Here is a 23,729-nt window from a genome sequence, read left to right as displayed (position 1 = left end):
AACGCTGTCCGACCTGCGCAAAGCCAGCCGGCCCGGCGCGATCGGCTGTGAGCGGGCGGCTGGGTCAGCCGTGCAGAGGGAACCCGCGCCCATCAGAAGGTGTACAGGCAGGGATGACGTTCGTGTCAATCACAGCCCACAGCCACGAGCCAAGGCAGTTGAGTTCAACCGGGCCCTATACCGTGGGGTGAGGCGGTCCAGGCCATGGCGATGAGCCGCAGCGCGGTCCACGAGGCGACCGAGGCGCTGCTGGCCTGGGGGTTGGTCTCGCCCGACGAGGCCGGGCGCCTGCAGGCGGACCCGGGCCGCCCGCTCGGTCGCAGATGAGCTCTGCGCGCTCGACGTCGTGGCGGTGCCCGCGGACCTGGACTACTCCCCACTGTCGACGACCTCGTCTGGCTCCACGCCGTCTGGTGGTCACCACCGGACGGAACTCCCCCCGGGTGGGGGTGCGGCGAGACGCCGGCACCCCCACCCCACTCGGGTCAGGCGAGCCGCCAGACCCCCACGGCCGGCCCATCGCCGCCGAGCCGGATGCCGTCGCCCCCGACAGTCAGCGACGGGGTCCCGACGAGCGACCCTCCATACAGCAGCTCGGGCGCCTGGGCCCCGAGCAGCCACGACGGCAGGGTCGCCCCGCGCCACGGCCCGCGCGCGACGACGACGAGCACGCGCTCGTCGGGCGTCTCGCGCAGGAACGCGACGGCGTCGTCGTCGACCACGGCCCAGCGCAGGCCGCCGTCGCGCAGCGCACCGCTGTCGCGGCGCAGCCTCGACAGCGAGCGGAACACCCCGTACGTCTCCAGGTCCCAGCGCGCGCCGCCGGTCGCGGCCTGGTCCCACGCCATGGTGGTACGGGCGTGCTCTCCGTTGGAGCCGACGGCGCCGGTCTCGTCGCCGGCGAACAGCATGGGCGTGCCCGGGTAGGCGTAGAGCATCGCGGCCGCGAGCTCGACCGTGGCGGCGGAACCCAGGAGCGTGCGCACGCGCGGGGTGTCGTGCGAGCCGAGGATGTTCCACTGCGCCGCCGCGACCTGCCACGGCACGCGCGAGGCGAACTCGCGCATCACGGCGACCATCGCCCGGCCCGGCCCGCGCCCGTACGGCACCGGCAGGCCGAGGTGGTTGTAGCCGGCGGCCGGATCGGCGAGCCAGCCCCACACGGGGCGCGAGAAGCCGGCGTAGTTCATCGAGGCGTGCCAGCCGTCGCCGGGCAGGTCGCCGGTGTAGTCGTGGAAGTGCTCGCCGATGAGGGCGCCCTCGGGGCGCAGCCCCGTGATGCGCTCGCGCAGCCGCCGCGCCACCTCGTGCGTGCGGTCCGCGGCGGCGTACCGGCCGGTCATGTTCGCGACGTCGACACGCCAGCCGTCGAGCTCGTACGGGGCCTGGAGCCACCGGGCGATGACGGAGTCGTCGGCGTCGACCATGCGGCGCCACACCTCGTCACTGGCCCAGTCGAGCTTGGGCAGCGTGTGGTGGCCCAGCCATGACACGTAGGCGGGCTGGTGGCGCGGGTCGATGTCGGCCCCGGCGGCCGGGACGCCGTCGGACCCGGCCCACAGGAACATGCCGCGCTCGGGCGAGCCCTGGTCCTGCTGGGCCGTCGCGAACCAGTCGTGGCCGAGGCCGGTGTGGTTCGTCGTGACGTCTCCCATGACGCGCAGGCCGCGCGCGTGCGCGGCCGCGGTGAGCCGCGCCAGCGCCTCGTCGCCGCCGAGCAGCGGGTCGACGGACCCGAAGGTCGAGGCGTCGTACCGGTGGTTGGAGCGGCCCGGGAAGATCGGCGTCATGTACAGCGTGGTGACGCCGAGGTCCTCGAGGTGGTCGAGGTGCTCGGCGATGCCGTCGAGGTCCCCGCCGTAGAGCTGCCTCCCCGTGAGCGGGGCGTGCGGCGCCGGCTCGGTGTCCCACGCGGTGGGCTCGGCCCAGTCCGGGACCTCGCGCTCGTCCGCGCGCGCCGAGCGTGCGAACCGGTCGGGGAACACCTGATAGACGGTGCCCGCGCCGAGCCACGCCGGAGCCGGCGGCGCCGTCGTCAGCCGGAAGTCGCCGGTGTCCGGGACGTCGTGGTCGTGCACGCCCGCGCCGTTCAGCCAGCGGTACCCGCCCGGCGCGGCGGGCGTGCCGAGCAGGAACCTGTAGTGCGTCGGCTGGTTGTGCACGACGACGTCGGCGACGTAGGTGTCCTCGTGCTCGCCGGCGTGGTCGAGGCGCGCCTCGACCACGCGCGGCTCGCCGTCGCGCACCGTGCGCATCCACGCGCCGCGAACGCCCGCGGCGTGCGGGACGCGGACCTGCACGGGGACGACGTCGCCGACGGCGTGCTGCCCGGCCGGCACGTAGCCGGCCGACCCGTCGTGGTGCGGCTGGTCGAGCAGGCTCATCCCTTCACCGACCCTGCCGTGAGACCGCCGACGAGGATGAGCTCGCCGAACGACGCGATGAAGCTCAGTAGATCCACGACGGTGAGGATAGGGGCGACGAGCCGGGCGACGTCGCATCGGTGTACCAGCCATGCAACGCGTGCAGCAAAATTGCATCGTTCGTTGCACTCATCGCGCCGACAGGGCAGGATCGTCCGGGGTCGCGACGGTCGGGACCTCTGACGGAACAGGGAGGTCCCGTGCCCACCGCCGCCCCCGGGCGCACCCGGCTCGCCGACATCGCCGCCCACGCCGGCGTCTCGACGGCGACCGTGTCGCGCGTCCTCAACGGCAAGAGCGTCGTCTCCGCGGAGACCCGCCAGGCCGTGCTCGCGGCCCTCGACGTGCTCGGCTACGAACGGCCCCACGCGCCGGGCGCGCGCGCAGCCGGTCTCGTGGGCCTGGTCGTGCCCGAGCTCACCAACCCCGTGTTCCCCGCGATCGCCCAGGCCGCCGAGTCGCTGCTCGCCCAGGCCGGTTACACGCCCTTGCTCTGCACCCAGTCCCCCGGCGGAACCACGGAGGACGAGTACATCGAGTCGCTCGGCGACCACGGCGTCGACGGCATCCTCTTCGTCTCGGGGCTGCACGCCGACACGACGGCCAGCCGCGCGCGCTACCAGCACCTGCGCGACCGCGGCATCCCCGTGGTCCTCGTCGGGGGGTACGCACCCGAGGTCGACGCCCCCCAGGTCTCGACCGACGAGCCGGCGGCGTCGCGCCTGGCCGTGCGGCACCTCGTGGCCCAGGGCCACCGCCGGATCGGCCTGGCGCTCGGGCCGCAGCGGTTCATCCCGTCGCAGCGCAAGCGGACCGGGTTCGTCGACGCGCTCGTCGACTCAGGCCTCGCCAGCGACGCGGCCGACGCCTCTCGCCATGTCGTCACCACCCTCTACACCGTCGAGGGCGGGCAGGCCGCCGCCAACGAGCTGATCGAGTCCGGGCACACGGCCCTCGTGTGCGCCTCCGACCTCATGGCGCTCGGCGCGATCCGCGCCGCGCACGCACGAGGCCTGCGCGTGCCCGAGGACGTCTCGGTCGTCGGCTACGACGACTCGCCCCTCATGGCGTTCACGAATCCCCCGCTGACGACCGTGCGCCAGCCCGTGCTGTCCCTGTGCCGCGTCGCGGTGTCGATGCTGCTGTCCGAGATCCGCGGTGAGCGAGCGCCTCGCGCCGAGCTGCTCGTCGAGCCGGAGCTGGTAGTCCGGGGGTCCACCGGCGCCGCGCCCACGCCGCGCACCACCACCGTCCGAGGAGAAGCATGACGACCGTCCACGAGCCGTTCCCCACCGCCGAGTGGTGGCGTACGGCCGTCATCTACCAGGTGTACCCGCGCTCCTTCGCCGACGCGGACGGCGACGGCATCGGTGACCTGGCCGGCATCACGGCCCGCCTCGACCACCTCGCCGCGCTCGGGGTCGACGCCGTCTGGCTCAGCCCGTTCTACCGCTCGCCGCAGCGCGACGCCGGGTACGACGTCGCCGACTACCGCGACGTCGACCCGCTGTTCGGCACGCTCGCGGACGCCGACGCCCTCCTCGCCCGGGCGCACGAGCTCGGCCTGCGCGTCGTCGTCGACCTCGTGCCGAACCACACCTCGTCGGAGCACGTCTGGTTCCAGGCCGCGCTGGCCGCCGCGCCGGGCTCGCCCGAGCGCGCCCGGTACCTGTTCCGCGACGGCCGTGGCGAGAACGGCGAGCTGCCGCCCAACAACTGGACGTCGGTCTTCGGCGGTCAGGCCTGGACGCGCGTCGACCCTTCGACGGGCTCAGGGGCGTCCGACGGCCAGTGGTACCTCCACCTGTTCGACTCCTCTCAGCCCGATCTCGACTGGACCAACCCCGAGGTGCGCGCCGAGCTCGAGGACGTCCTGCGGTTCTGGCTGAGACGGGGGGTCGACGGGTTTCGCGTGGACGTCGCCCACGGCCTGGTCAAGGCCGACGGCCTGCCCGACTGGGGCGGCCAGGTCGCGATGGTCGACGGCAGCACCGACCCCGGCGCGCCCGAGGACGGCTCGACGCCCGCGACCGAGAGCGGCCCGATGTTCGACCAGGACGGCGTCCACGAGATCTACCGCTCCTGGCGGCGGGTCCTGGACGAGTTCGACGGCGCCGTCGACGGCGAGCGGTACTCCCGCGCGCTCGTCGCCGAGGCGTGGGTCGAGCCGCTGTCGCGCCTCGCGCGGTACGTGCGCGACGACGAGATGCAGCAGGCCTTCAACTTCTCGTTCCTCACCTCGCGCTGGGACGCCGCCGAGTACCGGGCGGTGATCACCGAGTCGCTCCGGTCGCTGGACGCCGTCGGCGCGCCCGCCACCTGGGTGCTCTCGAACCACGACGTCGTGCGCCACGCGTCGCGCTTCGGCCTCGCCGTGCCCGGCTCGCGCCCCAACGGCCTGTTCGCGACCGACCCGCAGCCCGACGAGGCCCTCGGCCTGCGCCGCGCCCGGGCGGCGACGCTGTTCATGCTGGCCCTGCCCGGGTCCGCGTACCTGTACCAGGGCGAGGAGCTCGGCCTGCCCGAGCACACCACGCTGCCCGACGACGTCCGCGAGGACCCCGCGTACTTCCGCACCGAGCACGCCGAGGCCGGCCGCGACGGTTGCCGCGTCCCCATCCCGTGGGCGGCGGGCGAGCCGGGCTTCGGCTTCTCCCCGACCGGCAAGACGTGGCTGCCGCAGCCCGCCGGCTGGGCCGCGTACGCGGCGGACGCGCAGGCCGGGGTGCCGGGCTCCACGCTGGAGCTGTACCGCGCGGCGCTCACGCAGCGCCGCCGGCGAGCGCTCGGCGCGGGCGGCCTCGAGTGGCTGCCCGGGTTCACGGACGACGTCGTCGCGTTCCGCACGTTCCGCACGGACGCGGGTGGCGTCGTCGTGCTGGCGAACCTCGGGGCGGGGGCGGTAGCCCTGCCCGCGGACGCGCGGGTGCTGCTGGCGTCGGCCGAGCTGCCCGGCGGCGGGACGCTGCCGGCCGACGTGACGGTGTGGCTGGAAGGGTGACACGCCAGCGTGCCGGGGCCCCGATACCAGGGGCCCCGGCACGCCGCCGCTCGTGCGAGCGACGCCTACCCGTCCGTCACTTGCAGGACTTGACGCCCGTCGCGATCGCGAGGCCGAAGCCGGCGGCCGACGAGTCCTTGTAGACGACCGTCCGCCCGAGCCCCGCCGTGGCGAACATCTGCGCACCCGGGCTGCACGAGGCCGGGCCGACGTACGTCCCGTCGAACGTGTACTGCTGGAGCTTCGGGTTGAGCGCGTCGCTGGGGTAGCCGTTCGTCGCCATCCAGACCTCGACGGGAGCCTCCTCCGTGATGGTGAGGGTCGTGTCGGACAGCGTGAGCACGTCGGCCCGGACCGCCTGCGGCGAGTTCTCGTCGAAGAGCAGGCGGCTGGTGCCGGTGGCGAAGTCGAACAGCCGCACGGAGTCGTTGAACGCGGCCTGGCTGGGCCCGTCCGCGGTCCACGTGCCCTCGTCGGTGTCCGTCACCCACGCGACGCCGGTGCTGGACAGCGACGGGTAGCTCATGGTCTCGGCCCCCGGGTCGAGGCCGGCGAGCGTCGTCGTGCCGGTCGCCGTGTCGTACACCTCGGCGCCGAGCGCCCAGTCCCAGCTGGAGTCCTGCGGGTGCAGGAACACCTCGTACCGGACGTAGGAGATCCTGCCGTCCTTGACCGACGGCGCGGTCGCGGGCCCGAACCAGTCGTGCTCGACGGTGTGCACCGTCGAGGAGCGTCCCTTGAGGTAGTGCACGACGTCGAGGTACTGCGTGGAGTCGAGCTCGCTCCATGCCACAAGGTCACTGTCCGCGCCCAGGCCGCTGATCGGCCAGTACGTGCGGTACAGCTCCTTCACCTCGCCGCCCTGGACGGGCGCCGAGAGAATCCGGTCGACCTCACCGGTCGGCGAGCCGGCGTCGTACCCGACCGTCAGCCAGACGACCCGCTTGCCGTCCGTCTGCGCGAACCCGTGGTAGTTCCCGTCGTTCGGGGAGATGCGGTACGGCGCGACGCTCGCGTCGGTGCGTCCCACCCAGATCGACGGCGCCTCGGTGTGGTTGTCGTCCTCGCGCGCGACGGCGAAGTACCCGCCGGCGATGCTCGCCTGCATGTCGTGGTACATCCCGGTGTTGAGCCGGTCGACCAGCATGGTGGTGCCCTTGCCGTACAGGCTGGACTCCCACTTGGCGGTGATGCCGCGCGAGTCGAACGCGTTCTGGACCGTCTTGAGGTCCTTGCCCTTGAGGCCGAACGAGGTCGCCGAGGCGATCACGGCGTCACGCGCGTCCACGAAGTCGGCCGACGGCGTGAGGTAGTCCGTCAGCGCCCGGTACACGATCTTGTCGGCGACCGCGCCGCCGAACGCCTGCCGCAGGTCCCACAGCGCGCCCGACACGATCGTCGAGTTGAGGTGCACGCCGCCGTCGTCCATCTGTGGCGTGTCCATGAGGTGCTGGAAGCTGGCGGTGGTGGCGCCGTCGTCCAGGTTGCGGAACGCGCAGTCGGTCGGGCCCAGCGTGCGGCACAGGTCGCCGCCGAGCAGGCTGGCCTGCGGGTCGGACATCGACTGGCCGGACGCGTCCACGTCGATGGCGTTGCCGAAGTAGTCGGCGATGGCCTCGTTGAGCGCACCCGGCTGGCCGGCGTACACGAGGTTCGCGGTGTGCTCCACGACGCCGTGCGTCATCTCGTGGCCGACGACGTCGAGGTCCGCGGCCAGCGGGAGGTACTCGGCGTCGCCGGTGCCATACACCATCCGGGTGCCGTCCCAGTACGCGTTGACGAACGGGTTGCCGCCGTACGTGATGCCCACGAGCGAGTTGATCGGCATGCCGGCGTCGTCCAGGCTGTTGCGCCCCAGCTCGGTGTTCCACCACTCGAAGACCTTCGCCGCGTCCCAGGCCGCGTCGACGGCGCCGGCGTCGGTGAGCTCGCCACCGATGCTGCTCGACGGCGCCGCGAACGGCGCGAGGTCCTCGGGCCACTCCGTGTACGCGAGCGTGTAGTAGTCCTGCGCCCGGGCGTCCCAGGTGGTGATCGGGACGGTGCGGCCGTCGGCCAGGCTGTGGCTCAGGTCCACCGTGAGGTAGGTGCCCGTGCCGTCCACGCGCTCCAGCGGGAGCGGCACGGTGGCCCCGTGCAGCGTGGTGCCCTCGCCGACGACCTGCGTCACGCCGGTGCCCGACGGCGCCGGCTCGGTGACGCTCTGGGGCGCGGTGCTCGCACCAGCCGCACCGGCGGCCGGCGCGACCTGCTGCGGGGCGGCGACGGTCTTGATGCGGCTGACGCTGAGCAGGGTCACGCCGGAGGTCGCGCTCACGTACACGTCGCGCGCGACCGGCTGCCCGGACGCCGCGTCCGAGCCGCTGACCAGCACGTGACGGGCGAGCGCGCCCGTGCCGGACGGCATGACCACGAGGCCCTGGTCCTTGCCGGTCAGGCCGCTACCGGCCGCGCCGGGCTTGGTGCCGGGCCGCACCCCGCCCGCGACGACGGCCGCGCCCGGGTGCAGGCTCCGGCGCACGTCCTGCACCGCGCGGGCGACGGCCTGGTCCGCCGTCAGCCCGGCGGCCGAGGTGTCGACGTCGAGGTGCGTGTAGTAGGTGCCCGACGTGCCCGTGACCGTGCGCGTGCCGCCCTTCTTCTCCATGCGCACGACGTACTGCGCCCCGAAGACGGGCAGGCCCTGGTACTGCTGGTCCAGGCGGACGGTCTCGCGGGTGCCCTCGGTGTCCACGCTCGCGGTGACGAGCGTGCCGGACGGGTCGGCGATCTTGTAGCGGTCCTTGTGCCCGGCGAGGTGGGCCTTGGCCGCCTTGTCCGGGGCGAGCGCCGCGTCGACCGGCTCGGCCAGCCCGTCGACGAGGGCGGGCGTGTCGGTGGCCTGCTGCGGGGCGCCGGCCGCCGTCTCCGCCTCCGCAGTCGTGCCGGCGGACGGTGACGTGGCCGCGCTCGCGGCTGGGGCTGTCGTTCCGAGGAGGGCGGCCGTCGCCACGAGGGCGAGGGCACGTTGTGCCGTGGGTCTACGCATGAGCGGCTCCTGCACGTGAGGGCGAGTCCAGGCCCTCGGTCACGCCATTGGGACCGCGGGTTGGCTCACTGTCACGGGCGGCGATCCGCCGTCACAAGGAGCACTTTGTGCACCTGCACAAGTGAGAAGCGCGCGTCAGCCGCCGCTGACGCTCAGCTCGGCCTCTCGCAGCCTGGCTTCCCACTCCGCGTCCAGCTCGCGCGAGTCGAGCCAGCCGTACGGCAGGTGCGGCGCCTTCGGGGTGCCGGCACGGCCCCGCTGACCCTCGGCGGCCTCGCCCGGGTACGGGGCGTCGCCCAGCGCGTCCAGGCGCTCGCGCAGCTCGGCCAGCGTCGAGACGAGCGCGAGCGCGTGCCGCGCCTCGCCCCCGACGGCGTAGCCCTTGAGGTACCAGGCCATGTGCTTGCGCAGGTCGCGCACGCCCTTGCCCTCGTCGCCCTCGTAGTACGCGATCATCAGCTCGCCGTGCCGGTAGATCGTCTCGGCGACCTCGCGCAGCGTGGGCTGCACGCGCACAGTCTCGCCGTGGAACGCCGCGGCGAGGTCGGCGAAGAGCCACGGTCGCCCCTGGCAGCCGCGGCCGACGACGACGCCGTCCGCCCCGGTCTCGCGCACCATCCGCAGCGCGTCGTCGGCCGACCAGATGTCGCCGTTGCCGAGCACCGGGATCGAGGTGACAGCCTCCTTGAGCCGCGCGATCGACGGCCAGCGCGCCTCGCCCGAGTAGTGCTGGGCGACCGTACGGGCGTGCAGCGCGACCGCCGCGACGCCGAGACCCTCGGCGATCGTGCCCGCCTCGAGGTACGTGAGGTGGTCGTCGTCGATGCCCTCGCGCATCTTGATCGTGACCGGCACCCCGTACGGCGACGCCGCCTCGACCGCGGCGCGCACGATGTCCGTGAAGAGCCGCCGCTTCCACGGAAGCGCACCGCCGCCGCCCTTGCGTGTCACCTTGGGCACGGGGCAGCCGAAGTTGAGGTCGACGTGGTCGGCCCGATCCTCCGACGCGATGATCTTCACCGCCGCGCCCACGGTCGCCGGGTCGACGCCGTAGACCTGCGCCGAGCGCGGCGACTCGTCGGCGCCGAACGTCACGATGCGCAGGGCCTCGGTGTTGCGCTCGACCAGGGCCCGCGACGTCACCATCTCGGCCACGTACAGGCCAGGGTGGTGACCGACGGACGCCCCGGCCTCGCGGCACAGCGTGCGGAAGGCCCGGTTGGTGACGCCGGCCATCGGGGCCAGGACCACGGGGGTGTCCACCGTCATCGGGCCGATCTGCAGCGGCGGGAGGACGCGCTGGGTCGTCTCGGTGGTGGAGGTCATGGCGCCCATTCTCCCACCGGGCCCGCGGCCCCCTAGAGCCAGCCGTTGTCGCGTGCGAGGCGCACGGCCTCCGCCCGGGTGCGCGCGCCCGTCTTGCCGATGGCCGCCGAGAGGTAGTTGCGTACCGTGCCCTCCGACAGGAACGCGGAGCGCGCGATCTGCGCGACGGTCCTGCCGTCCTCGGCGAGCCGGAGCACCGCGCGCTCGCGGTCGGTCAGCGGGCTGTCGCCCGCGGCGAGGGTCGCGACGGCGAGGTCCGGGTCGACGACGCGCAACCCGGAGTGCACGCGCCGCACGGCGTCGGCGAGCTGCTCGGCCGGCGTGTCCTTGACCACGAACCCGGAGGCCCCGGCGTCGAGCGCGCGGCGCAGGTACCCGGGCCGGCCGAACGTCGTGACGATGAGCGCGCGGCACCCCGGCACCTGCTCGCGCAGCGCCGCGGCGGCCGCGATCCCGTCGAGGCCGGGCATCTCGACGTCGAGCAGCGCGACGTCGGCGCCCGAGGCGCGCGCGGCGTCCACCACCTCGTCGCCGCGGCCTACCTGGGCGACGACGCTGAGGTCGGCCTCGAGGTCGAGCAGCGCGGCGAGGGCGCCGCGCACCAGGGCCTGGTCGTCGGCCAGCAGCAGGCGGATCACGAGGCGGCCCTCTCGTCGGTGGTGTCAGGGGCGAACCGGACGGCGACGCGGAAGCCCCCGAGCGGGCCGCGGCTCGTCGCGAGCGTCGCGCCCGCCGCCCGGGCGCGCTCGGCGAGCCCGCGCAGCCCGTTGCCGTCCCCGGCCGCGTCACGGTCCGGCCCGCGCCCGTCGTCGTCGACCGTGAGCGTGTCGGCGTCGAGCGTGACGACGACGCGGTGCGCGAGCGAGTGCCGCAATACGTTGGTGGTCGCCTCGCGCAGCGCCCAGCCGAAGAGCGCCTGGCGGTCGGCGGGGACGGCGTCGACGGCGCCGGGCAGGCGCGCCTCGATGCCGGCGGCGTCGAACGCGGCGCGCGCCGCGGCGAGCTCGCCGGGCAGGGTCACGACCCGGGCGCCCGTGACCATGCTGCGCACGTCCGCGAGCGCCGCGCGCGTGAGCCGCTGGATGTCGGCGAGCTCGGCGGCGGCCCGGTCGGGGTCGTCCCGCAGGAGCCGGGCGGCGAGCTCGGCCTTGACCGAGACCACGGTGAGCGAGTGCCCGACGACGTCGTGCACGTCCCGTGCGATGCGCTCGCGCTCCTGGGCCGCGGCGAGCGTCGCGACCTCCTCCTGGGCGGCGAAGAGCTGCCGGTTGCGGGCGACGAGCTGGGTGAAGCCGAACACCGCGAGGCTCGCCAGCACGGCCGACACCGCCGTCGAGTCCTCGGTCTCCCACCCGGGCACGAGCCGGGGCACGACGAGGAGCAGGACGGCGATGGCGGCGGCCAGCGCGAGCACGGGCGGCCGCGCGACGAGGAAGACGGCCGTGACGCTGACGAACACGAGCCCGACGAGCCCGTGCTGGTGGGCAGCGAGTGTCATCGGGACGACGCACGCCGTCTGGGCGGCGAGGATCCCGACCACGACGCGCCGCGGGATCTCCCTGAACCGGAAGGTGTAGACGGACAAGGCGAACAGCAGGCCGACCCCGGCGACGCCGACGACGCCGAGCACGCGCAGGGCGTTGGTGTCGGCGTCGAGGGACGCGGTGAGCGGCTCGGCGAGGAACACGAGCCACACCAGCCCGAGCAGGGGGCCGAACCGGCGCCAGTAGGTGGAGCGGCCGAACGGCGCCGTCCCCGGTCCGCGCACCATCGGCCCGCCCCACCAGGGGGCGCGGCCGCCGGCGTCCTGCCGCGCGTCGTCGGGCGCGTCAGATGTGGTCACGGGCACACGGTCCCACATTCGCCAGCGGTTCAGACGCGCGCGGTGTCGCGGCGGAACCGCCACGCGGCGCCGACGCCGAACACCACGGCCCAGGCGACGACGTTGACCACGGCGACCCAGGAGAAGTCGCCGCCGAGCGGCCAGCGCACCAGCTGGGCCAGCCCGTAGGTTGGGGTGAACTGGGCGATGTCGTAGAAGAGCGAGCCCTTGTCGAGCGGCACGAACAGGCCGCCGGCGAAGGCCAGCAGCGCGGTGACGGGGCCGAGCACCTGCATGACGTTCTCGGTGGGCAGCAGGTATCCCATGAACAGGCCGAACGCGGCGAACACGACCGACCCGGCCCAGGCGAGCAGCGCGCACCCGACCCACGCGGCCGCGCTCATCTGGGCGTGCGAGAAGGCGCCGATGGTGAGCGTGACGGCGATCGACACCGCGCCGAGGGCGAGCGCCCCGCCGAGCTTGGTCACGACGTACGCGGCGGGCCGCAGGGGCGTCAGGCGCAGCTGCCGCGTCCAGCCCTGGGCGCGCTCGACCGAGACGCTCGCGCCGCCCGAGACGGACGCGAGCATCGCCCCGTACAGGGCCATCGAGACGGCGACGTAGGCCGTGACGTTCGCGTGCGGGCCGACCATCGTGGTCCGGTAGGCCGAGGCGGTGCCGAAGATGAGGAAGAACACCGGCGGCATCAGCAGCGAGAAGAACATCGCGCGGCGGTTGCGCACCAGGCGGCGCAGCTCGATGCGCAGGTAGCGGGTGTTGACGAGCGTGGCGAGCCCTCTCGGCGGGGCGGGCCGCGTGGCTCGCGGCGTCTCGACGGCGGTGCTGACGGCGGCGCTCATCGCGCGCTCCTCTCGGTGGTGAGGGCGACGAACGCGTCCTCGAGGTTGTGGGCGGCGATCTCGAGGTCGCGCGCGGGGGTGTGGTTGAGCAGGTGGCGGGCGACCGCGTCGGAGTCGGCGGCGTGGACCAGGAGGCGGGAGCCGCGCTCCTCGACCGAGTCGACGCCGGCCAGCGCGGAGAGCTCTGCCGCGGCGCGGGCGCGGGCGGCGTCGTCGTCGAGCTCGGCCGAGATCACGCGGCCGGAGGCCAGTGCCTTGACCTCGGCGGCGGTGCCATCGGCGACGATGTGGCCGTGGCTGATCATGACGACGCGGTCGGCGTAGGCGTCGGCCTCGTCGAGGTAGTGGGTGGCGAAGACGACGGTGCGGCCGCGGGCGGCGTCGGCGCGGATGGCGGCCCAGAACTCGCGACGGCCCTCGACGTCCATGCCGGTGGTGGGCTCGTCGAGGACGAGCAGGTCCGGGTCGGGCACCAAAGCCATCGCGAAGCGCAGGCGCTGCTGCTGCCCGCCTGAGCACTTGCCCACCGTCCGGTCGGCGAGGTCGGCGATGCCGGCGCGCTCGAGGTAGACCCGCGGGTCGACGTCGCGCCCGAACAGGGCTCCGGTCAGGCTCACGGTCTCGGCGACGGTGAGGTCGCGCAGCAGGCCGCCGGTCTGCATGACGGCGGCGACGCGGCCGGCGCCCACGGCCGCCTCCGGGGTCGAGCCGAGCACCTGGACGGAGCCGTCCGTCGGCACGGCGAGGCCGAGCACCATGTCGATCGTGGTCGTCTTGCCGGCGCCGTTGGGGCCGAGGAACGCGACCACCTCGCCCGGCTCGATGCGCAGGTCCAGGCCGTCGACGGCGCGGACGACGCCGGACGTGGTGCGGAACTCCTTGACGAGCCCCCGCAGGTCGAGCGCGGGGGCGGCGGATGACGTGTTCATGGCTCCGAGAGTGCCGCCGGCGCCCAGGCCCCGGCACCGCCGCCTGTCACGGGCACGGCATGACATCCGTCATGCGGGACGCCGGGATGCCGTCTCCCCACGTCGGTGCCCGTGCGCAACACTGTTCGCATGCGCCTGCGCCTGCTGCCCGCCGCGACCGTCCTCGCCGTCGCCGCCTCGCTCGTGCTCGCTGCGTGCTCGGCGGACGGCTCGGTGTCCGGTGCGTCGCCGTCGGCCCAGCTGACCGCCGAGGCCCGGACCGTCACGCCCGGCAAGCTGACCATCGCGACGGCCGAGCCCGCCTACTCCCCGTGGGTCGAGGACGACGACCCGGCGTCCGGAAAGGGCTTCGAGGCTGCCGTCGCGTACGCCGTGGCGGAGTGGCTGGGCTTCTCGAAGGGCGACGTCGTGTGGACGCGCACGACGTTCGACCAGGCGATCGCCCCGGGGCCGAAGGACTTCGACTTCAACCTGCAGCAGTTCTCCATCACGGACGAGCGCCGCCAGGCCGTCGACTTCTCGCCGCCGTACTACGAGACGACCCAGGTCGCCATCACGGTCGACGGCTCGCCCGCGGCGACGGCGACGACGCTGGCCGACCTCAAGCCCCTGCGCGTGGGTGCGCAGACCGGCACCACGAGCCTCGACGCCGTCAACGCCGCGATCGCGCCGGACGGCGGCGCCCAGGTCTTCAACACCAACGACGACGCCAAGCTCGCGCTGCAGAACGGCACCATCGACGCCCTCGTCGTCGACCTGCCGACGGCGTTCTACCTCGTGGGCGCCGAGCTGGACGGCGGCAAGATCATCGGCCAGCTGCCGGACTCTGCCGGCGGCGACCAGTTCGGTCTCGTCCTCGAGAAGGGGTCGCCGCTCACGGCCAACGTCTCCGCGGCGGTCGACGCCCTGCGCGCCGACGGCACGCTGGACCGGCTCGCCCAGACCTGGCTAGGCGGCGAGGACGCCGCCCCGGTGCTGCACTGATGCCCCCGCGCTCCCCCAGCCCGCTCGAGCTCGAGCGGCGTGCCTACCGCAAGCGTCAGGGGTACCGCTCCGTCGCGGTGAGCCTGGTCAGCACGGTCGTGTTCGCCGTCGTCCTCGTCGCGGCGCTGCGGGCGACGCCCGGATGGCCGCGCGTCGTCGACTCGTTCTTCGACCTCCAGACCGCGCGCCTCTCCTTCCGGCCGGTGCTCACCGGCCTGTTGCTCAACATCCGCGTGCTGCTCGTGTCGGCGGTCGGCGTGCTGGTGATGTCGCTGGTCGTGGCCTCGCTGCGGACGCTGCGCGGGCCCGTGTTCTTCCCGCTGCGGGCCCTGGCCGCCGGGTACACCGACCTGTTCCGCGGCCTGCCGCTCATCATCGTGCTCTACCTCGTGGGCTTCGGCGTGCCCGGGCTGCGGATCTTCCCCCGCATGGACGCCGCGTTCTGGGGCACCATCGCGCTCGTGCTCGTGTACTCCGCGTACGTCGCCGAGGTGTGGCGGGCCGGCATCGAGGCGGTCCATCCGTCGCAGCGGCTGGCCGCGCGCGGGCTCGGGCTCACGCACGGGCAGACGCTGCGGCGCGTGGTGCTGCCGCAGGCCCTGCGCAAGGTGACGCCGGCGCTCATGAACGACTTCGTCGCGATGCAGAAGGACGTCGGCCTCATCTCGGTGCTCGGCGCGGTCGACGCCGTGCGCGCCGCCCAGATCGAGACGTCGCGGTACTACGACTTCACGCCCTACGTGGTGGCCGGGCTGCTCTTCGTGCTGCTGGCGCTGCCGGTGATCCGGCTGACCGACTGGTACTCGGCGCGGCTGCGCAAGCGCGAGCAGGCGGGGGGCATCGTCTGATGACGGGGGTCTCGAACGGATCGCCCACCGCGGAGGCCGTGCTCGAGCTGCGTGACGTGTGGTGCGCCTTCGGCGAGCACGAGGTGCTGCGCGGCATCGACCTCACCGTGCACCGGCACGAGGTCGTCGTGCTGATCGGCCCCAGCGGGTCGGGCAAGTCGACGCTGCTGCGCACCGTCAACCTCCTCGAGCACGTGGACGACGGCCGGATCCTGCTCACCGGCCAGGACATCACCGACCCGCGGGTCGACGCCGACGCCGTCCGCGGGCGCATCGGCACCGTGTTCCAGGCGTACAACCTGTTCCCCCACCTGTCGGTGCTCGACAACGTCACGCTCGCGGCGCGCGTCGTGCACAAGCACTCGCGGGCCGAGGCCGAGGCGCGCGGGCGCGAGCTGCTCGCCTCGATCGGCCTAGCGGCCAAGGCCGACTCGTACCCCGACACGCTCTCGGGAGGGCAGCAGCAGCGCGTCGCCATCGTGCGCGCGATCGCCACCAACCCCGAGCTCCTGCTGCTCGACGAGATCACGTCGGCGCTCGACCCGGAGCTCGTGGGCGAGGTGCTCGACCTGGTGCGGTCCCTGAAGCAGCACGGCTCGACCATCCTGATGGCGACGCACGAGATGGCGTTCGCGCGCGACGTGGCCGACCGCGTGGTGTTCCTGGACCAAGGACGCGTGCTCGAGCAGGGGCCGGCGGACGGGTTCTTCTCCGGGCCCCGCGAGGCCCGGACGCGGGAGTTCCTGGCACGGTTCCGCACGGTATGAGCGGGCTCTACGCCGCGGCGGCCGGGGCCCCAGTGGCCGACGCCGGCCGAGCGGACCAGGCTGACCCCTACGATGAAGCGCCTCGCGCCGGCGATCACCCTCCACGAGCGGCTGCCGACCGCCCCCTGAAATCGTCGCCGACGAGCCTTCCCGGAAGGACTCCCATGACTGAAACGAGCGCGGCCCCCGCCCTCACCGTGCCCCGCCGCACCTGGCTCTCCCTGTCGGTGCTGCTCCTCGGCGTCGCCATGGCGCTACTCGACACCACCATCGTCAATGTCGCGCTGCCGACCATCCGCACCAGCCTGGACGCCTCCGAGTCGACCCTGTCGTGGATCATCTCGGGCTACGCGCTGGCGTTCGGCCTCGCACTCATCCCGGCCGGGCGGATCGGCGACCGGTTCGGGCACGCGTGGGTCTTCATCATCGGGCTGACCGGCTTCACGCTCGCGAGCCTGTGGTGCGGGCTCGCGACCGGACCCACCGAGCTCATCGTCGCGCGCGTGGTCCAGGGCCTCGCCGGCGGCGCCTTCTTCCCGGCCGTGACGGCGCTCATCCAGCTCATGTTCCCCGGACCGCTGCGGGGGCGGGCGTTTGCCGTCATGGGCGCGACCATCGGCTTCTCGACGGCTCTCGGCCCGATCGTCGGTGGCCTGCTCATCGAGGCGTTCGGCACAGGCGACGGCTGGCGCTCCATCTTCTTCGTCAACCTGCCGTTCGGCGTCATCGCCGTCACTGCCGCGATCCTGCTGCTGCCGCGCATCGTCGAGGGCTCTGAAGCGCGGGGCGTCGACGTCCTCGGGCTCGCCCTGCTCGCGGGCTCGCTCGTCGCGATCCTCGTGCCGCTCATCCAGGGCGAGGACGCCGGCTGGCCGCTGTGGACCTGGTTGTCGATCGCCGGCGGCGTGGTGCTGCTGGCGGCGTTCGGGGCGTGGGAGGTCGGCGTCGTGCGCCGGGGCAAGACGCCGCTCGTGCCGCCGCGCCTGTTCACGCACGGGCACTTCACCGGTGGCGTGATCCTCGCGATGGTCTACTTCGCGGCGTTCACCAGCATCTTCTTCACGATCTCGCTCCTGTGGCAGGCCGGGCTGGGCCATACCGCGCTGGAGTCGGGCATCGTGTCCGTCCCGTTCGCGATCGGGTCGATCCTCGGCGCCTCGCAGAGCGACCGGCTCGCCTCCCGGCTGGGCCGCACGGTGCTGATCGTCGGCACGGGGATGGTGGCGCTCGGTCTCGTGGCCGTGTGGATCATCCTCGCAACGGTCCCCGCCGCGGATCTCACGCACTGGATCCTGCTGCCGCCGCTCCTGGTGGCGGGCATCGGCTCGGGCATGTTCATCGCCCCGAACGCACAGTTCATCGTCGCCACCGTGAACCGGACCGAGGCCGGCGCGGCGTCCGGCGTCGTCGGCACCGCGCAGCGCATCGGCTCGGCGGCGGGCATCGCCGTCATCGGCTCGGTGCTGTTCGGCGCGCTCGACTTCCCGCCCGGCCGCCCGACGCCGGAGGTCGTCGCGGACACGTTCGTGCACGCGGCCTCCATGGCGATGGCGGTCTCGGCGGCCCTGGCCGTGCTCGCATTTGCGCTGGTCTTCGTCCTCCCGAAGCAGGTCGAGCACTGAGGCGGTCCTCGGCTTCCCGTGCGAGTTGTCCGGGATCCTGCGACGGTCGAAGGAACGGCGCCACCAGGGCGTCGACCGGAGAAGGAGGTCACCGTGCCGCTGTGGCTCGTGCTGATCATCGCTGGCATCGTCCTGCTCGTACTCGGCCTCGCAGGGATCGCCAAGATCCTGATCTGGATCGGGGTCATCGTGCTCGTCGTCAGCCTGCTCGGTTACCTGTTCACCAGGACGCGCGCCCGCACGTAGTGCGGTGACGTGAGGCGCGGTGACGTGAGCGCAAGAAGGGCCGGACCCCTCAGGGTCCGGCCCTTCGCCGTCAGAGGCCTGGTTCAGGCGCCCAGCAGCCGAGCCCCGAGGTACTCCGCGACCTGCGACAGCGCGACCCGCTCCTGCGACATCGTGTCGCGGTGGCGGATCGTGACCGCCTGGTCGTCCAGGGTCTCGAAGTCGACCGTCACGCAGAACGGCGTGCCGATCTCGTCCTGGCGGCGGTAGCGCTTGCCGATCGCCTGCGTGACGTCGTAGTCGACGTTCCAGTGCTGGCGCAGCTCGGCCGCGAGCTTCTCCGACGTCGGGAGCAGCTCGGACGACTTGGACAGCGGCAGCACGGCGGCCTTGACCGGGGCCAGGCGCGGGTCGAGGTGCAGCACGGTGCGCTTGTCGACGCCGCCCTTGGTGTTCGGCGCCTCGTCCTCGTCGTAGGCCTCGACCAGGAAGGCCATGAGCGATCGGGTGAGACCGGCGGCGGGCTCGACGACGTACGGGTAGTACTTCTCGTTCGTCACCGGGTCGCGGTACATCAGGTCCTTGCCCGAGTGCTCCGAGTGCGTCTTGAGGTCGAAGTCGGTGCGGTTGGCGACGCCCTCGAGCTCGCCCCACTCGGAGCCCTGGAAGCCGAAGCGGTACTCGATGTCGACCGTGCGGGTCGAGTAGTGCGAGAGCTTGTCCTGCGGGTGCTCGTAGTGGCGCAGGTTCTCGGGGTCGATGCCGAGGTCGGTGTACCAGGCGGTGCGCTGGTCGATCCAGTACTGGTGCCAGTCGGCGTCCGTGCCCGGGACGACGAAGAACTCCATCTCCATCTGCTCGAACTCGCGCGTGCGGAAGATGAAGTTGCCCGGCGTGATCTCGTTGCGGAACGACTTGCCGATCTGCGCGATGCCGAACGGCGGCTTCTGGCGCGAGGCGGCGGCCACGTTCTGGAAGTTCACGAAGATGCCCTGGGCCGTCTCGGGACGCAGATAGTGCAGGCCGGACTCGTCCTCGACCGGGCCGAGGTAGGTCTTGAGCATCATGTTGAAGTCGCGCGGCTCGGTCCACTGGCCGCGCGTGCCGCAGTTGGGGCACGCGATGGTGTCGAGCGAGATCGACTCCGGGTCCGCGATGCCCTTCTTCTCCGCGAGCTCCTCCTGCATGTGGTCTGCGCGGAAGCGCTTGTGGCAGCTGAGGCACTCGGTCAGCGGGTCGGTGAACACGCCCACGTGGCCCGAGGCCACCCACACCTGCCGCGGCAGGATCACGGCGGAGTCGATGCCGACGACGTCGTCGCGCCGCGTCATCGCCTTCCACCACTGGCGCTTGATGTTCTCCTTGAGCTCGACGCCCAAGGGCCCGTAGTCCCACGCGGAGCGCGTGCCTCCGTAGATCTCGCCCGACGGGAAGACGAAACCCCGGCGCTTGGCGAGGGAGACGACGGCGTCGAGACGGGCGGTAGCGGACGGCGCAGCGGCCACGTGATCACTCCTGGGGGTCGGCCGCCGGTGGCTCCGGCGGACGGTGCGGCGACGCCGGTCGGCGTCGGCGCCCCAGCCTACGCGGCGCCCCGTGGCGGGCGCGCTGCGCGTGCGTCCCCGGCGCTCACGGCGCGCCCTCAGTTGACAATGGTTCTCAGTTGTACTGAAAATCATTCTCATGCGCCTGCGACGAATCGCCGCCCTTGCCGCCACCGCCCTGCTCGCCCCCCTCGTCCTCACGGCCTGCGACTCCGCCGCCGCCACCGAGGGCGACGGCCGCGTCCAGGTGCTCGCATCGTTCTACCCGCTGCAGTTCGTCTCCGAGCAGGTGGGCGGCGACCTGGTGGACGTCGAGAACCTGACGCCGCCGGCGGCCGACCCGCACGACCTCGAGCTCTCGCTCGCCAGGGCCCGCGAGCTCGGCCTCGCCGACGTCGTCGTCTACCTCTCGGGCTTCCAGCCGGCCGTCGACGACGCCATCGCCCAGCGCCGGCCCGCCAACCTGGTCGACGCAGCCGACCACGTGACGCTCCTCTCCGCGTCGGTCACCGGTGGCGACCAGGCCCACGACCACGGCACCGACGTCGGCGGCGAGTACGACTCGCACTCGCACGACACCCACGGCCACGGCGACCCGGCCGGCGACGACCCGCACTTCTGGCTCGACCCGACGCTGCTGGCCAGGCTGGCCCAGCCCGTCGCGGACGCGCTCGCCGCCGCCGACCCGGCCAACGCCGAGACCTTCAACGCGAACGCCGCGGACCTGGAGGACCGCCTGCAGGCCCTCGACCAGGAGCTCGCCGACGGCCTGGCCCCGTTCGCGGGCGCCACGCTGATCACCAACCACACCGCGTTCGGCTACCTCGCCCAGCGGTACGGCCTCGAGCAGGTCGGCATCACCGGCCTGGACCACAACACCGAGCCGTCGCCGGCCCGCCTGCGCGAGATCGGCCAGATCGCCCGCGACCACCACGTCGCCACGCTGTTCTACGAGACGCTCGTGAGCCCGCGCGTCGTGCAGACTCTCGCCTCGGACCAGGGCCTCCGGGCCGCGGTGCTCGACACGCTCGAGGGCCTGACCCAGGACAAGATCGACGCCGGCGAGGACTACGTCACCGTCATGCAGCGCAACCTCCGCACCCTCCAGGAAGGACTCGTGGCCCAGTGATCGCAGAAGCTCGGCAGGACCACGTCGTGATCACGGCCGAGGGCGTGCACGTCCGCCTCGGCACCAGCCACGTGCTGCGGGGCGTCGACCTGCAGGTCCGGCGCGGGGAGGTCGTCGCCCTGCTCGGCGCGAACGGGTCGGGGAAGTCCACGCTCGTGCGCACGCTCGTGGGCGTGCTCCCGGCCGCCGCCGGCACCGTCACGATGCCCGACGCCGCCCAGGTCGGGTACGTGCCGCAGCGCGTCTCGGCGGCGGGCGGACTGCCCGCCACCGCGACCGAGGTGGTCGCCTCCGGCCTCTTGCGTCCCGGCCGTCTGCGCCTTCCGCGCGGCTGGCGCGCGCGCGTCGACGAGGCGCTCGAGCTCGTCGGCCTGGCCGACCGCCGCGACACCGCCACCAACCACCTGTCGGGCGGCCAGCAGCAGCGGGTGCTCATCGCCCGCGCCCTCGTGCGCCGCCCCGAGGTGCTGGTGCTCGACGAGCCGGTGGCCGGCGTCGACCAGCCCTCCCAGGAGCAGTTCGCGGCGACGATGACACGCCTCGTCGGCCAGGGCCTCACGGTGCTGGTCGTGCTGCACGAGCTCGGCGAGCTCGCCCCGCTGGTCACGCGCTGCGTCGTGCTGCGGCACGGGCGCGTGGTGCACGACGGCGCCCCGCCCCGCCCGCGCGCCGACCACGCGGCCGTCGACCACGACCACGTGCACCCGCACGCGGCCGAGGACATGGTGCCCCTCGGCAGCGGCCAGTCCGGCTTCGCGGGCATCGAGGACGCCACCGCGGCCTTCACCGACCACCCGCTGACGGAGGCCTGACGCCGTGCTCGCGAACCTGCAGATGATGTTCACCGACCCGCTCATGCAGCGTGCCCTGATCGCCGCGCTGCTGGTCGGTGCTGCCGCCCCCGTCGTCGGCACCTACCTGGTGCAGCGGCGCCTGTCCCTGCTCGGCGACGGCATCGGCCACATCGCGCTGACCGGTGTCGCGCTCGGCTGGCTGGTCGGGTCGCTCCTGGGCCTGCGGCCCCACGACGTGCTGACGGTGCCCGGAGCCGTGGTGCTGGCCGTGATCGGCTCGGTGCTGATCGAGGTGGTCCGCCGCCGCGGCCGCACCTCGGGCGACCTCGCGCTCGCGCTCATGTTCTACGGCGGCGTGGCCGGCGGCGTGCTGATCATCGGGATCGCCGGCGGCACGTCCGGCAACCTCATGGCGTACCTGTTCGGCTCGATCTCGACCGTCTCGACCACCGACCTCTGGCTCACCGTCGTCCTCTCGCTCATCATCCTGGGCGTCGGGCTGGGGCTGCGCACCGCGCTGTTCGCGGTCAGTCACGACGAGGAGTTCGCGATCGCGTCCGGGATGCCGGTGTGGCTGCTCAACATGGCGGTGGCGATCGTGTCCGCGCTCACCGTGACCGTCGCGATGCGCGTGGTGGGCCTGCTGCTGGTCTCCGCGCTGATGATCGTGCCGGTCGCCGTCGCGCAGCAGCTCACGCACTCGTTCCGCCGGACGATGCTCCTCGCGTCGGTCGTGGGCGTCGTCGTCTGCGTCGTCGGGCTGAGCATCACGTACTGGTACAACGTCTCCCCCGGCGCGACCATCGTGGTGCTGGCCATCGTCGTCTACCTCGCGGCGGCGCTGGTCCGCCCGCTGGCGCACCGCCGTCAGGCGCTGGCCGCGCACGACCCGCACCCCGACATCCCCGACGACGTGCGCGTCGCCACCCCCGTCGAGGAGTGCGGATGAGCACCACCCAGCCCGGGCCCGTCCGGATGACCCGCCAGCGCGTCGCCGTCGCCGACGCGCTCCAGGGCGTCGACGAGTTCCGCAGCGCCCAGCAGCTGCACGAGGTGCTGCGGTCCCGCGGTGACGCCGTCGGGCTCGCCACGGTGTACCGCACGCTGCAGGCACTGGTCGACGGCGGCGACGTCGACGTGCTGCGCACCGACGACGGCGAGTCGCTCTACCGGTGGTGCGTGCGCCGCGAGCACCACCACCACCTGGTGTGCCGCGAGTGCGGGCGCACCGTCGAGATCGACGGACCGACCGTCGAGGCGTGGGCCGCGATGGTCGGTACCGAGCACGGCTTCAGCGAGATCGTGCACACGGTCGAGCTCTGGGGGACGTGCCGAGACTGCCGCGGGGCGTGAGAAGGTAAGGCAATGCTTACCTCGTCGGCGGCAGGCCCGCCGATCGTCGACGCCGGCGCGCCCGCCGGCACGGACCGGCGTCGCGCGCGCTTCGTCCTCGTCCTGGTCGCCGCCCTGGTCCTGCTCGCCCTCGTCGTGGTGGCGAGCCTGCTGCTCGGCGTGCGCAGCGTGGCCCCTGGCCAGGTCTGGGCCGCCCTCGTCCCCGGCGCCGCGGGCCACGACCCCGCGAACGCGGACCAGGCCGTCGTGCTGCAGCTCCGCGTCCCGCGGACCGTGCTGGGCCTGCTCGCGGGCGTCGCGCTCGGCTGCGTGGGCACCGTGATCCAGGGCGTCACGCGCAACCCCATCGCCGACCCCGGCCTGCTCGGCATCACGCCCGGCGCGTCGCTCGCGGTCGTCGCCGCCGTGTCGTTCCTCGGCGTGACGACGCCGCTCGGGTTCGTCTGGTTCGCGTTCGCGGGGGCGGCGCTCGCCGCGGTCGTGGTGTTCGCGATCGGGCGGGCGCAGCCCGTGCGCCTCGCCCTCGTGGGGGCCGCGCTCACGGCGTTCATCACGCCCGTCATCGCGCTGCTGCTGCTGCAGGACGTCCAGGCGTTCGACCAGTACCGCTTCTGGGCCGTCGGCTCGCTCGCGGCCCGCGGCCTCGACACCGTCGCTGCGCTGTGGCCGTTCCTCCTGGCCGGGGTGCTGCTGACGGCCCTGCTCGCCCCGCGCCTGACGCTGCTGTCCATGGGCGACGACGTCGCCGCCGCGCTCGGGCAGGATGTCCGGGTCACGCGCGGCATGGCCGCCGCGAGCATCGTGCTCCTGGCCGGGACGGCGACGGCGTTCGCCGGGCCGATCGTCCTCGTCGGTCTCGTGGTTCCCCACGCGGCCCGGCGGCTCGTGGGCTCCGACTACCGGCGCGTCACGCCCGTGGCCGCGGTGCTCGGGCCCGTGATGCTGCTCGGCGCGGACGTCGTCGGCCGGCTCGTCGTCCCGAACGCCGAGCTCGAGGCGGGGGTCGTCGCCGCGTTCGTCGGGGCGCCGGTGCTGATCGCCGTCGCGCGCGGGCGCTCCGTGGCGGGGGTGTGA

20 protein-coding genes are annotated in these 23,729 nt (G+C 73.4%); 12 read left to right on the top strand and 8 right to left on the bottom strand.

Features of this window, described 5'->3' with window-relative positions; all coding sequences use genetic code 11:
• Window positions 1-485: 485 nt before the first annotated feature.
• Complete coding sequence (locus tag ACO4JP_RS07115) at window positions 486-2,384, bottom strand: glycoside hydrolase family 13 protein (protein WP_425956682.1); 1,899 nt, start codon at window positions 2,382-2,384, stop codon at window positions 486-488.
• Between the two features lie 239 nt (window positions 2,385-2,623).
• On the opposite strand from ACO4JP_RS07115, the gene ACO4JP_RS07110 reads away from it, so the two are divergent.
• Both ACO4JP_RS07110 and ACO4JP_RS07105 read left to right on the top strand, forming a co-directional pair.
• On the top strand, window positions 2,624-3,691 hold the full coding sequence (locus ACO4JP_RS07110; protein ID WP_425956681.1) for a LacI family DNA-binding transcriptional regulator: 1,068 nt from the start codon (window positions 2,624-2,626) through the stop codon (window positions 3,689-3,691).
• Window positions 3,688-5,424 (top strand): glycoside hydrolase family 13 protein, encoded by a 1,737-nt coding sequence (locus tag ACO4JP_RS07105; RefSeq protein WP_425956680.1) that lies wholly within the window; start codon window positions 3,688-3,690, stop codon window positions 5,422-5,424. The genes ACO4JP_RS07110 and ACO4JP_RS07105 overlap by 4 nt, the downstream gene beginning before the upstream one ends.
• Window positions 5,425-5,500: 76 nt before the next feature.
• Here ACO4JP_RS07105 and ACO4JP_RS07100 read toward each other — a convergent pair whose 3' ends face one another.
• The 6 genes from ACO4JP_RS07100 to ACO4JP_RS07075 form a co-directional block, all read right to left on the bottom strand.
• Entirely contained in the window at window positions 5,501-8,452 is a 2,952-nt protein-coding gene (locus tag ACO4JP_RS07100; protein WP_425956679.1) for a M4 family metallopeptidase, read from the bottom strand.
• A 135-nt stretch (window positions 8,453-8,587) separates the two neighbouring features.
• Window positions 8,588-9,778 carry a tRNA dihydrouridine synthase DusB gene (gene dusB / locus ACO4JP_RS07095; protein ID WP_425956678.1) on the bottom strand — a complete coding sequence of 397 codons (1,191 nt, stop codon included), beginning with the start codon at window positions 9,776-9,778 and terminating at the stop codon, window positions 8,588-8,590.
• Window positions 9,779-9,810: 32 nt separating this feature from the next.
• Window positions 9,811-10,416, bottom strand: a complete 606-nt coding sequence (locus ACO4JP_RS07090; RefSeq protein ID WP_425956677.1) for a response regulator — start codon at window positions 10,414-10,416, stop codon at window positions 9,811-9,813.
• Window positions 10,413-11,621 carry a sensor histidine kinase gene (locus ACO4JP_RS07085; protein WP_425956676.1) on the bottom strand — a complete coding sequence of 403 codons (1,209 nt, stop codon included), beginning with the start codon at window positions 11,619-11,621 and terminating at the stop codon, window positions 10,413-10,415. The genes ACO4JP_RS07090 and ACO4JP_RS07085 overlap by 4 nt, the downstream gene beginning before the upstream one ends.
• Before the next feature lie 29 nt (window positions 11,622-11,650).
• Window positions 11,651-12,460 (bottom strand): ABC transporter permease, encoded by an 810-nt coding sequence (locus tag ACO4JP_RS07080; RefSeq protein ID WP_425956675.1) that lies wholly within the window; start codon window positions 12,458-12,460, stop codon window positions 11,651-11,653.
• The gene (locus tag ACO4JP_RS07075; protein ID WP_425956674.1) at window positions 12,457-13,389 is read right to left on the bottom strand and encodes an ABC transporter ATP-binding protein; all 933 of its coding nucleotides are present in this window, start codon (window positions 13,387-13,389) and stop codon (window positions 12,457-12,459) included. Before ACO4JP_RS07075 ends, ACO4JP_RS07080 begins: the two co-directional genes overlap by 4 nt.
• A gap of 129 nt (window positions 13,390-13,518) precedes the next feature.
• Between ACO4JP_RS07075 and ACO4JP_RS07070 the strand changes: the two genes are divergently transcribed.
• From ACO4JP_RS07070 to ACO4JP_RS07050, 5 genes are all read left to right on the top strand, one after another.
• Entirely contained in the window at window positions 13,519-14,373 is an 855-nt protein-coding gene (locus tag ACO4JP_RS07070; protein ID WP_425956673.1) for a transporter substrate-binding domain-containing protein, read from the top strand.
• Window positions 14,373-15,221 carry an amino acid ABC transporter permease gene (locus ACO4JP_RS07065; RefSeq protein ID WP_425956672.1) on the top strand — a complete coding sequence of 283 codons (849 nt, stop codon included), beginning with the start codon at window positions 14,373-14,375 and terminating at the stop codon, window positions 15,219-15,221. Before ACO4JP_RS07070 ends, ACO4JP_RS07065 begins: the two co-directional genes overlap by 1 nt.
• The gene (locus tag ACO4JP_RS07060; RefSeq protein WP_425956671.1) at window positions 15,221-15,988 is read left to right on the top strand and encodes an amino acid ABC transporter ATP-binding protein; all 768 of its coding nucleotides are present in this window, start codon (window positions 15,221-15,223) and stop codon (window positions 15,986-15,988) included. The genes ACO4JP_RS07065 and ACO4JP_RS07060 overlap by 1 nt, the downstream gene beginning before the upstream one ends.
• A gap of 164 nt (window positions 15,989-16,152) precedes the next feature.
• Window positions 16,153-17,610: an MFS transporter gene (locus tag ACO4JP_RS07055; RefSeq protein ID WP_425956670.1), complete on the top strand. Its 1,458-nt coding sequence runs from the start codon at window positions 16,153-16,155 to the stop codon at window positions 17,608-17,610.
• 93 nt (window positions 17,611-17,703) lie between these two features.
• Window positions 17,704-17,856: a hypothetical protein gene (locus tag ACO4JP_RS07050; RefSeq protein WP_425956669.1), complete on the top strand. Its 153-nt coding sequence runs from the start codon at window positions 17,704-17,706 to the stop codon at window positions 17,854-17,856.
• A gap of 83 nt (window positions 17,857-17,939) precedes the next feature.
• Here the strand turns inward: ACO4JP_RS07050 and ACO4JP_RS07045 are convergent, their stop codons facing one another.
• Complete coding sequence (locus ACO4JP_RS07045) at window positions 17,940-19,340, bottom strand: glycine--tRNA ligase (protein WP_425956668.1); 1,401 nt, start codon at window positions 19,338-19,340, stop codon at window positions 17,940-17,942.
• Window positions 19,341-19,518: 178 nt separating this feature from the next.
• Here ACO4JP_RS07045 and ACO4JP_RS07040 point away from each other — a divergent pair, with 178 nt between their 5' ends.
• The 5 genes from ACO4JP_RS07040 to ACO4JP_RS07020 are packed head-to-tail and all read left to right on the top strand — an operon-like array spanning window position 19,519 to window position 23,729.
• The gene (locus ACO4JP_RS07040) at window positions 19,519-20,508 is read left to right on the top strand and encodes a metal ABC transporter solute-binding protein, Zn/Mn family (RefSeq protein WP_425956667.1); all 990 of its coding nucleotides are present in this window, start codon (window positions 19,519-19,521) and stop codon (window positions 20,506-20,508) included.
• Between the two features lie 26 nt (window positions 20,509-20,534).
• Window positions 20,535-21,320: a metal ABC transporter ATP-binding protein gene (locus ACO4JP_RS07035; protein ID WP_425956666.1), complete on the top strand. Its 786-nt coding sequence runs from the start codon at window positions 20,535-20,537 to the stop codon at window positions 21,318-21,320.
• Window positions 21,321-21,342: 22 nt separating this feature from the next.
• Window positions 21,343-22,251: a metal ABC transporter permease gene (locus ACO4JP_RS07030; RefSeq protein ID WP_425957064.1), complete on the top strand. Its 909-nt coding sequence runs from the start codon at window positions 21,343-21,345 to the stop codon at window positions 22,249-22,251.
• Complete coding sequence (locus ACO4JP_RS07025; protein WP_425956665.1) at window positions 22,248-22,655, top strand: Fur family transcriptional regulator; 408 nt, start codon at window positions 22,248-22,250, stop codon at window positions 22,653-22,655. The genes ACO4JP_RS07030 and ACO4JP_RS07025 overlap by 4 nt, the downstream gene beginning before the upstream one ends.
• A 12-nt stretch (window positions 22,656-22,667) precedes the next feature.
• Window positions 22,668-23,729, top strand: coding sequence for a FecCD family ABC transporter permease (locus ACO4JP_RS07020; protein ID WP_425956664.1), 1,062 nt, complete (start codon window positions 22,668-22,670; stop codon window positions 23,727-23,729).

The sequence above is a fragment of the Xylanimonas sp. McL0601 genome, from assembly GCF_049852175.1.
GTDB lineage: Bacteria > Actinomycetota > Actinomycetes > Actinomycetales > Cellulomonadaceae > Xylanimonas.
This window is presented reverse-complemented; position numbering and strand designations above follow the sequence as displayed.

What these genes read in the sequence shown, in the direction of transcription:
- dusB (WP_425956678.1), bottom strand. Translation starts at nt 9,778, where the DNA reads ATGACCTCCACCACCGAGACGACCCAGCGCGTCCTCCCGCCGCTGCAG.
- ACO4JP_RS07020 (WP_425956664.1), top strand. Translation starts at nt 22,668, where the DNA reads ATGCTTACCTCGTCGGCGGCAGGCCCGCCGATCGTCGACGCCGGCGCG.
- ACO4JP_RS07080 (WP_425956675.1), bottom strand. Translation starts at nt 12,460, where the DNA reads ATGAGCGCCGCCGTCAGCACCGCCGTCGAGACGCCGCGAGCCACGCGG.
- ACO4JP_RS07030 (WP_425957064.1), top strand. Translation starts at nt 21,343, where the DNA reads ATGATGTTCACCGACCCGCTCATGCAGCGTGCCCTGATCGCCGCGCTG.
- ACO4JP_RS07115 (WP_425956682.1), bottom strand. Translation starts at nt 2,384, where the DNA reads ATGAGCCTGCTCGACCAGCCGCACCACGACGGGTCGGCCGGCTACGTG.
- ACO4JP_RS07060 (WP_425956671.1), top strand. Translation starts at nt 15,221, where the DNA reads ATGACGGGGGTCTCGAACGGATCGCCCACCGCGGAGGCCGTGCTCGAG.
- ACO4JP_RS07040 (WP_425956667.1), top strand. Translation starts at nt 19,519, where the DNA reads ATGCGCCTGCGACGAATCGCCGCCCTTGCCGCCACCGCCCTGCTCGCC.
- ACO4JP_RS07075 (WP_425956674.1), bottom strand. Translation starts at nt 13,389, where the DNA reads ATGAACACGTCATCCGCCGCCCCCGCGCTCGACCTGCGGGGGCTCGTC.
- ACO4JP_RS07070 (WP_425956673.1), top strand. Translation starts at nt 13,519, where the DNA reads ATGCGCCTGCGCCTGCTGCCCGCCGCGACCGTCCTCGCCGTCGCCGCC.
- ACO4JP_RS07065 (WP_425956672.1), top strand. Translation starts at nt 14,373, where the DNA reads ATGCCCCCGCGCTCCCCCAGCCCGCTCGAGCTCGAGCGGCGTGCCTAC.
- ACO4JP_RS07055 (WP_425956670.1), top strand. Translation starts at nt 16,153, where the DNA reads ATGACTGAAACGAGCGCGGCCCCCGCCCTCACCGTGCCCCGCCGCACC.
- ACO4JP_RS07025 (WP_425956665.1), top strand. Translation starts at nt 22,248, where the DNA reads ATGAGCACCACCCAGCCCGGGCCCGTCCGGATGACCCGCCAGCGCGTC.
- ACO4JP_RS07105 (WP_425956680.1), top strand. Translation starts at nt 3,688, where the DNA reads ATGACGACCGTCCACGAGCCGTTCCCCACCGCCGAGTGGTGGCGTACG.
- ACO4JP_RS07100 (WP_425956679.1), bottom strand. Translation starts at nt 8,452, where the DNA reads ATGCGTAGACCCACGGCACAACGTGCCCTCGCCCTCGTGGCGACGGCC.